The following is a 9,898-nucleotide window of genomic DNA, read 5'->3' on the forward strand; positions in this document are numbered from 1 at the left end:
GGGGGGGGGGCGGGGGGGGGGCGGGGGGGGGGGGGGGGGGGGGGGGGGGGGGGGGGGTTGTGGGGGGGTTGGGGGGGGGGGGGGGGGGGGGGGGGGGGGTGGGGAGAAAAGGGATCAGGCCGAGCGGTCGGCCACGGCGCGCGCGAAACGCGTCAGCGCCTCGCGGACGGCACCGTCGGGCAGCGGCGCGAGGGCGTCGATCGCCTCTTGCGACCACTGGTGCGCCAGGCGCAGGGTCTCGTGCGTGGTCTCGTGGTCGCGCAGCTCGGCCAGCGCCGTGTCGAGGATCGACGCGTCGGCGCCGGCGGCGATGCGCTCCTGGCCCTCGTCGATGCGTGCGCGCAGGTCGGCCGAGGCCGCGTCGGAGCGGTGACCCAGCAGCAGATAGGGCATGGTGGGCACGCCCGCGCGCAGGTCGGTGCCGGGCACCTTGCCGGTCTCGGACGGGTCGGGCGAGAGGTCGATCACGTCGTCGAGCAGCTGGAAGGCGACGCCCGCCTTCTCGCCGAAGACGACCATGGGCTCCTCGAACTCCTCGGGGGCGCCCGAGTAGATCACTCCGGACTGGGCCGCGGCGGCGATCAGCGAGCCGGTCTTGTCGGCGAGCACCCGCAGGTAGAAGTCGACCGGCTCGTCGCCCTCTTGCGGTCCGACCGTCTCGTGCATCTGCCCGAGGACCAACCGCTCGAAGGTGTCGGCCTGCAGTTGGATCGCGCGCTCTCCGCGACGGGCCATCAGCTGGCTGGCGCGGGCGAACAGCAGGTCGCCGGTGAGGATCGCGATGTTGTTGCCCCACACCGTCTGCGCGCTGGGGACGCCGCGCCGCTTGTCGGCGCCGTCCATGACGTCGTCGTGGTACAGCGAACCGAGGTGGGTCAGCTCGAGCGCCGTGGCGACCTCGACGACCTCTTTCGTCGTGCCCTGTCCGAGCTGGGCGGTGAGAATCGCGAGCATGGGGCGCACGCGCTTGCCGCCGGCCTCGTAGAGGTACCGCGCGGTGACGTCGGCGAGCTTGTCGGCGCTGCGCACCTCGCCCTCGAGCTCGGTCTCGACGCGCGCCAGACCCGCCTCCACCGTGGAGAGGAGGGTGCGCGAACGCAATCCTGCGAAGATGCGGTCGCTCAGGCCCAGCTTGCCCGACAGGCGGGTGCCGGCCGCGGACGGTCTCGGGGTCACGGTTTCAGCCTATCCTGGCGCGCTCGGGCGCGACCGCGGGTATCTCGACGGTTGACAGGGCAGCTACGAGGCGGGGCGGATGCCGCGGTGCAGAGCGACTATGCCGAGCGAGAGGTTGCGGTAGGCCACGTCCTCCCAGCCGGCATCCCGCATCCATCCCGCGAGCGTCGGCTGGTCGGGCCAGTCGCGGATGGACTCGTTGAGGTAGTCGTAGGCCTCGGCGTTGGAGCTCACGGCCTTCGCCACGATCGGCAGCACCCGATCGTTGTAGAAGCGGTAGAGGCCGTTGAACACGCGGGACGGCGGGTGCGAGAACTCGCAGACCACGATGCGTCCGCCGGGGCGGGTGACCCGGCGGAGCTCGCGCAGGGCGCGGCGCGGGTCGTCGACGTTGCGCAGCCCGAACGACATCGTGACCGCGTCGAACTCGCCGTCGGCGAAGGGCAGGTCGGTCGCGTTCGCCTGCACGAACTCGAGGTTGGGCACGTTCCCGTGACGTCGGCGCCCCTCGGCGATCATGCCGCGCGAGAAGTCGGCCGCGACCACGTGCGCCCCGCTCGGCACGAACGCCATCGACGAGGTGCCGGTGCCGGCCGCCAGGTCGAGGATGCGCTCCCCGCGCTGGGGGGCCACCGCGCGCAGCGTCGCGACGCGCCACAGGCGGTCGTTGCCGAGGCTCAACACCGAGTTGGTGCGGTCGTAGGCCGCCGCGACCTGGTCGAACATGCCGCTGACGCGCTGCGGGTCTTTACCGAGGTCGGCGCGGTTGGGGTCGCTGCTCACCCGTCGAGTCTAGGCGCGCGCGGCGGGGTCGTCGCCGGGGGTTGCCAGAGCCGCGAGGCGCTCGAGCCACGGCCCGGTGACGTCGTCCGAGAACGGCGCCTCGCGGTCGCGCACGCGGCGCTCGAGGTCGGTGGCGGTGGCATCCAGGTGCTCGACGATCTCGCGCGGGTAGCCGTAGCGCTCGCGGTGGTCGTCCCACTCGTCGCGGTCGTCGATCCAGGTACCGCGCTCATCGGTGCGGCGCACGACGTCGAGGTCCATGTCGATGCCGCGGGGCACGCCGTCGTCGTGCCAGCGCACGTCCCACGCGAGATCGATGTACACCGCCACCGGGTGCGGGTCGGCGTTGTGAGTGAACGCCCAGTCGCCGCTCGCGGGCACGAGCGTGACGTTCGGCTGACGGCAGACGAACTCCGCACCGGGACGGGCGCTGCGCCACCCGATCTGCTGACCGAACCACTCGCCCCACTCGTCGCTGCCGAGGTACACGCTGTCCTGCACCCAGTGCGGCGAGCCGTCCCACTTGCGCCACTCGAACATCAGGCGGGTGCCGGGGGCGGGGCGGTTGTCCATATCCGGAGTCTAAAACGCCCTTCGGACCCGGGACGCAAGCGGCGGGGCGCGCCCGTCCCTTCGACGTCGGAGCATCGGCGAGCCGGCCGCCGCCGCGTCGACGACGGCGGGTCTACGCTCGAGAACATGCTCGAACCCGCGGATGACGCCGTGCCGCGCCTGCGCGTGATCACGCGCGAGATCCCCCCGATGGACGACGTGCTGGCCTACACCACGCCGTACGACCCCCTCTTCTGGAGTCGACGCGGGGAGTCGTTGTCGGCCTTCGGCGACCTGCTGACCCTGCGCTACACGGGGACGCAGCCCGGCGACGCGACGATCTCGGAGCGCTGGCGCGCGATCGCCGCCGCCGCCGCCGTCGACGACCCGGTGGGCCTTCCGGGCACGGGACTCGTGGGCTTCGGCTCGTTCGTGTTCGACCCGCGCTCCGCGCGCGAGAACGTGCTGCGCGTACCCGGCATGATCGTCGGGCGGCACAGCGGCCGCGCGTGGGTCACCCGCCTGGCGTTCGACGACACCCCCGACGAGCCCGAGCCCGAGCTGCCCCCGCGCTCCCCCTTCGGTCCGCACTGGTCGGCGACGCTGGGCCCCGGGCTCCAGACGGCGGAGAAGTATCAGGATGCCGTCCGCCAGGCCATCGAGGCGATCGGCTCCCGCGAGGTGGCCAAGGTCGTCCTCGCCCGCGACATCACCGGCACGGTGCCCGCCGGCTCCGACCTCCGCCGGCTCGTGCGATCGCTGCTCGAGGGCTATCCCGACTGCTGGGTGTTCGCGGTGGACGGTCTGATCGGCGCGAGCCCCGAGACGCTGGTGACGGTGTCGGACGGCACGGTGACCGCGCGCGTCCTCGCCGGGACCGTCGCCCGGGGCGGCGACGCCGACGCCGATGTCGCGGCATCCATCGCCCTCACCGAGAGCTCGAAGGACCAGGACGAGCACCGCTTCGCGGTGCAGAGCGTGCTGAACGCGCTGGGTCCGCACACCTCGTCGCTCGCCGCCGAGGCGCAGCCCTTCACGCTCAAGCTGCCCAACGTGTGGCACCTCGCGACCGACGTCGAGGGCGTGCTGAGCGAGGACGCGTCCTCTCTCGATCTGCTGTCGGTGCTGCACCCCACGGCCGCGGTCGCGGGGACCCCCACGACCGCGGCGATGGAGGTCATCCGGCGCCTCGAGCCGTTCGACCGCGGTCGCTACGCCGGCGCCGTCGGATGGACGAGCGCCTCGGGCGACGGCGAGTGGGCCATCGCGCTGCGCTGCGCGCAGATCGATCGCGCGGCGCCCTCGTCGCCCACGGCCCCCATCACCGCGTACGCGGGTGCGGGGATCGTGGCCGACAGCGTGCCCGAATCGGAGCTGCTCGAGACGCGCGTGAAATTCCGCCCGATCGTCGAGGCGCTGGCCTGACGGTCAGGAGTCCGCGAGGCGCTTCTTCTCGACCTCGACGTCGTAGTCGGCGGCCGGCCATTGCGGCGCGATGTCCTCGAGGGCGTCGATGAGCAGTTGCTGCACGGCGAGCCGGGCGTACCACTTGCGGTCGGCGGGAACGACGTGCCACGGTGCGACGGGCGTCGAGGTGCGCTCGATGGCGACCTGGTACGCGTCCATGTAGTCGTCCCAGAGCAGGCGCTCGTCGACGTCGCCGGGGTTGTACTTCCAGTGCTTCTCGGGGCGCTCGAGACGCGCGGCGAGGCGCTCTCGCTGCTCGTCCTTCGAGATGTGCAGCATCACCTTGACCACGCGGATCCCCATCTCGGCTGCCTGCGCCTCGAAGGCGACGATCGCGCCGTAGCGGCGCTCGATCTCGTCGGGCGCGGCGAGCTGACGCACGCGGCCGATGAGCACGTCCTCGTAGTGGGAGCGGTCGAAGACGCCGAGGCGCCCGGCATCCGGGAGTCTCTTCTCGATCCGCCAGAGGAAGTCGTGCGCGAGCTCCTCGGCGGTCGGCTTCTTGAACGAGGCCAGCTCCACGCCCTGCGGGTCGACGGCCCCGACGACGTGGCGCACGATGCCGCCCTTGCCCGCGGTGTCCATGGCCTGCAGCACCAGCAGCACCGAACCGGTGGCGGTGCCGGCGACGCTCTGCGCGAAGAGCCGCTCCTGCAGGTCCTCGAGCGGTTCGCGACCCGCCTCGAGGTCGGCCTTCCCGCTGTCTTTGTCGCCGTCGTACCCGGGCGTGGACCGGGTGTCGATGTCGGCGAGGCGGAAACCGGGGTCGACGCGCAGGGCGTCGGCGGCGGGCGAGGACCAGCGGCTCTTCGTGCTCATCACGCCATGCTGGCGCGTCCGGCGTGCCCGACGCCACCCGTTGACGGTTCCCGGATCGAGGGATGCCGTGTCGGCGCGATCAGCGGGCGAGCGGCACCTCGATGAGCTGGCGTCCGCCGGTGGGGGACGTGAGAACCTGATCGAGCGCCACTCGCGTCGTGACGCGGTGGTACTCCCATCCGAAGGCGAGGGCGAGCTGTTCGAGTCGCGCGGTCTGCGGCGTGTACTGCACGCGGGTCATCGCGTCGTCGCCGGCCACCCCGGCCACCTCGAGCCCGTCGAAGATCGTGCCGCCGCCGTCGTTGCCGACGACGACCTGCAGGCGCGGCTCGGCTTCGCCCGGGGGCAGCAGCAGCGCGCCCATGTCGTGGAGGAACGCCAGGTCGCCCAGCAGCAGGCGCGTGACGCCGGGCCGCTCGTCGCCCTGGCTCGCGAGGGCGATGCCCGTGGCCGTGGCGATGGTTCCGTCGATCCCGGCGAGACCGCGGTTGGAATGCACGGCGACCTTCTTGCCGCCGAGCAGCTCGTCGGCGACGCGCACGATGCGGGACGAACCGAACACCAGCCGGTCGTGCGGCCAGCTCGCCCGCCACAGGGCGTCGACGAGGGCGGCGCGGTCGACCGGGGCGCGCATCACCTGCACCTCGGCGTTGATCGCGCCGAGCCGCTCGTGCGGAACGGCCGAGGCGAGTCCGTCGGCGTCGGGGGCGGGCGGCGAGAGATCGACCGCCGCGGCGCGCGAGGCGCGCATCCACTCCCCCAGCCATTCGCGGTCGGCGGCGCCGGCGACCCGCACGGCGTCGACGGCGCACGTCGTGCCGTTGAGGTTGATCGGCTCGCCCGGTCCGCGGACGGCCAGCACCTCGACGTCGGCGCGCATGAGCAGGCGCGTCACCTCGCGGCTGAGCGTCGGGCGACCGAAGACGACGACCCGCTCGATGCGTCCGCCGAGCTGCGGGTCGTTCAGCAAGCCCCGATAGCCGTGCACGATCTGGCGACCGAAGCGCGCGCCGCTGACGATCTCGGCGACGAGGGGGAAGCCGCCGTCGTGCGCGAGCTGCTCGGCCGCGGCCCCGGCATCCGCCCCCGCGACCACGATGGTGCGCGGCCCCGTCTCGAGGCGATGGGCGGCCTCGGCGTCGGGCGCCACGTCGGCGCGCCCGATCCCGCCGCCGCCCTGGTAGAGCGCGCCCGACACGTCGTCGCCGTCGTCCTTCGGCTCGTCCGGGAGAGCGGGGGATGCCGCGCGCGCGGCGAGCCACGAGGGGGCGGCGCCCGCGAGCGGCTCGCGCAGGGGCACGTTCAGGTGCACGGGGCCCGGGACGCGCGCACCCTCGCCCAGAGCGGCGGCCAGAGCCTCGGCCGCGAGCGCGTCGAGGTCGGCGGTCTGCACCGCATCGCCGTCGTCGTCGGTCTGATGGGGAACGGCCAGGTCGGCCTCGAGACGCGCGGCCGAGCGGAAGAGCCCCGGCTGGCGCGTCGTCTGGTTGGCGCCGACGCCGCGCAGCTCCGGCGGGCGATCGGCCGTCAGCAGCAGCAGCGGCACGCCCGCGTGGTGCGCCTCGAGAGCGGCCGGCAGCAGGTTGGCGACGGCCGTGCCCGAGGTGCAGACCACGACGGCCGGCATCCCGCTCTCGCGTCCGATGCCCAGGGCGGTGAAGCCCGCGACGCGCTCGTCGATCCGCACGTGCAGGTGGATCAGCCCGTCCCGCTCGAGCTCGGCGGCGACGAGGGCGAGGGCCTGCGAGCGCGAACCGGGGCTCACCACGACGTGACGCACGCCCCGCGAGACGAGTCCGGCGAGCAGCGCCGCGGCGGCGTCGGTGGCGGGCGCGGCGGAGCGACCGTTCGGCGAGGTCACGGCGTCAGCCGACGGCGCCGCGCTGACCGCGGGTGTCGTCGTCGCCGGGCTTGCGGGGGTCGTCACCCGGGTCGGCCGACTTCTTCGGCGGAGCCGGATCATCGGCCTCGGAGTCCAGCTGCGCGAGCTCCTCTTCGAGGCGGCGGATGCGCTCGTCCTGCTCGGCGCGCGCCGAGGGGGTCATGCGACCGAGGAACTCGGGATCGTCGTCGGGAGCGCGGCGGACGACCGGCTTGCCGGCGCGACCCCGACCGATGAGGAACCACAGGATGCCGCCGAGCACCGGCAGCAGGATGACGATGGCCATCCACGCGGGCTTGCTGACCCCGCGGTGGCGCGAGGGGGATTGCACGGCGCAGTCGACGATCGTGTAGACCCAGAAGACGGTCGCCACGAGCGCCAGGATGAGAAGCAGCCGTGCCATGGACCGATTCTACGTGCGTCCACGGCGGGGCGGCCCGGACGCCGCCGAGCTGGCCCACCGTCGAACGACCCGGGATGGCCCCGATGGTCGCCGCCGTAGACTGGGACGATGCGCGCACGCTCGGCCCTCGTCTACACGGTGCTGCGACTTCTCGCCTTCGTGGTGCCGCTGGTGATCCTGCTGCTGTTCCCGGTGTTCCAGGAGCTCCCGTGGCTGGCGGCGATCTTCGCAGCCCTCATCGGGCTGAGCCTGTCGCTGCTGTTCCTGCGCCGCCCGCTCGACAATGTCACCGGTGGTCTGGCCGAACGTCGGGCCCAGCGACAGGCGGCGGGTCGACGCACCGGCGCCGAGACCGACGCCGACGCCGAGGACGCGGTGGTCGACGCGACCCGCCCCGACGGCGAGCCCCCGATCGCCCGCTGACCTGAGCGGGCGAACGCTCAGCCGGCGAACGCCCAGAACAGCAGCGCTCCGTACGCGACCGAGGTGAAGCTCGTCACCTGCAGTGCCGTGATGAGTTCGCGGGGCGTGCGGTAGGTCCAGACGATGAGGATCGCCGCCAGCCCGCCGAGCAGCGCGATCAGCGTCAGCCATGCGATCGGGTAGACGAACGCCAGGAACACCGCGATCGCGAACGGGATCAGCACGAACAGCGTGAACAGCACCTGCGTGGCGCGTCGACCGATGAGCACCGAGAGGGTGCGCTTTCCGGCGAGGCGGTCCTGGTCGATGTCGCGCAGGTTGTTGGCCAGCAGCACCGCGCACGCGAGCAGTCCCGCGGCGACCGCGCCGAACCAGGCCTCCTGCGGTAGCGACAGCACCTGCAGCCAGGTCGTGCCGAGGGTGGCGACGAGCCCGAAGAACACGAACACGAACAGCTCGCCCATCGCGTTGTACCCGTAGGGACGCTTGCCGCCGGTGTAGAACCACGCGGCCGCGATGCACACCGCGCCCACCAGCAGCAACCACCACTGTCCGGTGCGGATGACGAGGGCGAGACCGATCAGACCGGCGAGGGCGAAGAACGCCAGAGCGACGATGAGCACGGTCCGCGGCTTCGCCTTGCGACCGCCGGTCAGACGGCCCGGCCCCACGCGCACGTCGTCGGTCCCGCGGATGCCGTCGGAGTAGTCGTTGGCGTAGTTGACGCCGATCTGCAGGGCGAAGGCCAAAGCGAGGCAGGCCAGGGCGATCACCCAATGCAACCGCTCATCGACGAGGGTCGCCGCCCCGGTGCCGATCAGGACCGGCGTGATCGCCAGCGGAAGGGTGCGCAGGCGAGCGGCGGCGATCCAGTCACGGGCGGTCGCGGGGGCGACGGCCTGCGGGGCGGCGCTGCGGTTCTTCTGCGGATTGCCGCCGGGACGACGCTTCTTGGCGGTCTGGGGACGCTTACGAGAGGGAGCTGCCACGGAGGCTCATCCTAAGCCCGCGCGAGGTCGCCACCCGCGTCGAGTCGACGTCGGAGCAGGGCCCGGTCGGGCTTGCCCGAGTCGAGCGCGGGCATCTCGCCGATCGCCACGACGCGGGCGGGTCGGGCGGGGGCTCCGACCGCGGCGGCGACCACCGGGCGGATCGCCGCGAGCAGGTCCGCTTCGCGAGACACCGCGATCCCGGGCACGACCACCGCCGACCCCTGACCCCACGTCTCGTCCGGGATCGGCACCACGACCGCGCTCTCGAGGCCCGGGATGCCGCGCACCGCCGCCTCCACCCGGTCGAGCGACACGTTCACCCCGCCCGAGACGATGACGTTGTCGAGCCGTCCGGTCACCCGCAGCACCCCGTCGACGATCTCGCCGCCGTCACCCGTGCGGTACCAGCGCCGGCCGTCGTCATCGACGGGGAAGACGGATGCCGTGCGCCCGGGGTCGCCGAGGTAGCCGTCGGCGAGCGTCGGACCCGACAGGCGCACCTCGCCGTCGACAATTCGCATCCCCACGCCGTCCAGCGGCACGCCGTCGTACACGCACCCGCCGCTCGTCTCGCTCGACCCGTAGGTGCGGATGACGCGGGCGCCGACGGCGAGCGCGCGTTCCCGGATCGCCGGGGCGAGGGCCTGGCCGCCGATGAGGATGCCCTCGAACGAGCGGACCGCCTGCGCGACCGCGGGGTCGGCGTCGGCGGCATCCAGCAGTCTCTGCAGCTGCGCGGGCACGAGCGACGTGAACGTCGGAACGCGTTCGCCGTTGTCGTGCGACGCCATGCCCAGCGCCGCGGCGGCGAACGGCTCGGGGCGGAAGGGACCGGCGAGGACGGCCGGCTCGCGGTCGGCGAGCAGCGCCCGCACCATCACCTGCACCCCGGCCACGTACGTGGCCGGAACGGCCAGCAACCAGGACCCCTCGCCGATGCGGGCGGCCGTGGCGTAGGCGCTGGCGATGAGGGCGTTGCGCGAGATCGCGACCGACTTGGGCACACCGGTCGAGCCCGAGGTGGTCACGACGACGGCCGTCCCGGCGGGGGCATCGCCGGGCAGGTCCGCCCCGCCCAGGGCGACGGCGGGTCCCGCCCCCAGGACCGCCGCGCGCAACGCCCGCACGACGTCGCGCGGATCGCCGGATGCCGGCGGCTCGAGCCTCACGCGCTCGGTCCGACGCTCAGTAGTGCCACGGCACGCCCGACCAGTCGGGGTCGCGCTTCTCGAGGAAGGAGTCGCGCCCCTCGGCGGCCTCGTCGGTGCCGTACGCCAGACGCGTCGCCTCCCCCGCGAACAGCTGCTGACCGACCAGGCCGTCGTCGACGGCGTTGAAGGCGTACTTGAGCATGCGGATCGCCGTCGGCGACTTGGTCAGGATGGTCCGGGCCATTCGCGG

The 9,898-nt window shown here is 73.2% G+C and carries 11 protein-coding genes; 2 read left to right on the plus strand and 9 right to left on the minus strand.

The annotated features are described in order from the left end of the window. Nucleotides 1-114: 114 nt before the first annotated feature. The 3 genes from DC432_RS15145 to DC432_RS15155 form a co-directional block, all read right to left on the minus strand. The gene (locus DC432_RS15145) at nt 115-1,176 is read right to left on the minus strand and encodes a polyprenyl synthetase family protein (RefSeq protein ID WP_108318809.1); all 1,062 of its coding nucleotides are present in this window, start codon (nt 1,174-1,176) and stop codon (nt 115-117) included. 63 nt (nt 1,177-1,239) lie between these two features. After that, nucleotides 1,240-1,959, minus strand: a complete 720-nt coding sequence (locus DC432_RS15150; RefSeq protein ID WP_116538562.1) for a demethylmenaquinone methyltransferase — start codon at nt 1,957-1,959, stop codon at nt 1,240-1,242. Nucleotides 1,960-1,968: 9 nt separating this feature from the next. Then, nucleotides 1,969-2,532, minus strand: a complete 564-nt coding sequence (locus DC432_RS15155) for a DUF402 domain-containing protein (RefSeq protein WP_116538563.1) — start codon at nt 2,530-2,532, stop codon at nt 1,969-1,971. A 126-nt stretch (nt 2,533-2,658) separates the two neighbouring features. On the opposite strand from DC432_RS15155, the gene DC432_RS15160 reads away from it, so the two are divergent. Beyond that, nucleotides 2,659-3,936 carry an isochorismate synthase gene (locus DC432_RS15160; protein WP_116538564.1) on the plus strand — a complete coding sequence of 426 codons (1,278 nt, stop codon included), beginning with the start codon at nt 2,659-2,661 and terminating at the stop codon, nt 3,934-3,936. A 3-nt stretch (nt 3,937-3,939) separates the two neighbouring features. Here DC432_RS15160 and DC432_RS15165 read toward each other — a convergent pair whose 3' ends face one another. The 3 genes from DC432_RS15165 to DC432_RS15175 form a co-directional block, all read right to left on the minus strand. After that, entirely contained in the window at nt 3,940-4,797 is an 858-nt protein-coding gene (locus DC432_RS15165) for a polyphosphate kinase 2 family protein (RefSeq protein WP_116538565.1), read from the minus strand. A 79-nt stretch (nt 4,798-4,876) separates the two neighbouring features. Further along, nucleotides 4,877-6,760 carry a 2-succinyl-5-enolpyruvyl-6-hydroxy-3-cyclohexene-1-carboxylic-acid synthase gene (menD, locus tag DC432_RS15170; protein WP_116538566.1) on the minus strand — a complete coding sequence of 628 codons (1,884 nt, stop codon included), beginning with the start codon at nt 6,758-6,760 and terminating at the stop codon, nt 4,877-4,879. Further along, a complete protein-coding gene (locus DC432_RS15175) occupies nt 6,663-7,082 on the minus strand; it encodes a PLD nuclease N-terminal domain-containing protein (RefSeq protein WP_108320141.1) in 420 nt (139 codons plus the stop codon). Before DC432_RS15175 ends, menD begins: the two co-directional genes overlap by 98 nt. A 108-nt stretch (nt 7,083-7,190) precedes the next feature. Between DC432_RS15175 and DC432_RS15180 the strand changes: the two genes are divergently transcribed. Beyond that, on the plus strand, nt 7,191-7,505 hold the full coding sequence (locus DC432_RS15180) for a DUF4229 domain-containing protein (RefSeq protein ID WP_116538567.1): 315 nt from the start codon (nt 7,191-7,193) through the stop codon (nt 7,503-7,505). A 17-nt stretch (nt 7,506-7,522) separates the two neighbouring features. Here the strand turns inward: DC432_RS15180 and DC432_RS15185 are convergent, their stop codons facing one another. The 3 genes from DC432_RS15185 to DC432_RS15195 all read right to left on the minus strand — a co-directional run. After that, the gene (locus DC432_RS15185) at nt 7,523-8,494 is read right to left on the minus strand and encodes a 1,4-dihydroxy-2-naphthoate polyprenyltransferase (protein ID WP_116538568.1); all 972 of its coding nucleotides are present in this window, start codon (nt 8,492-8,494) and stop codon (nt 7,523-7,525) included. 11 nt (nt 8,495-8,505) lie between these two features. After that, nucleotides 8,506-9,666 carry an AMP-binding protein gene (locus tag DC432_RS15190; RefSeq protein WP_116538569.1) on the minus strand — a complete coding sequence of 387 codons (1,161 nt, stop codon included), beginning with the start codon at nt 9,664-9,666 and terminating at the stop codon, nt 8,506-8,508. 16 nt (nt 9,667-9,682) lie between these two features. Next, nucleotides 9,683-9,898: enoyl-CoA hydratase-related protein (locus tag DC432_RS15195; RefSeq protein ID WP_243393168.1), on the minus strand; the 216-nt coding region annotated here is incomplete at its 5' end.

It is taken from the genome of Microbacterium testaceum (genome assembly GCF_003075375.1).
Lineage (GTDB): Bacteria > Actinomycetota > Actinomycetes > Actinomycetales > Microbacteriaceae > Microbacterium > Microbacterium testaceum_E.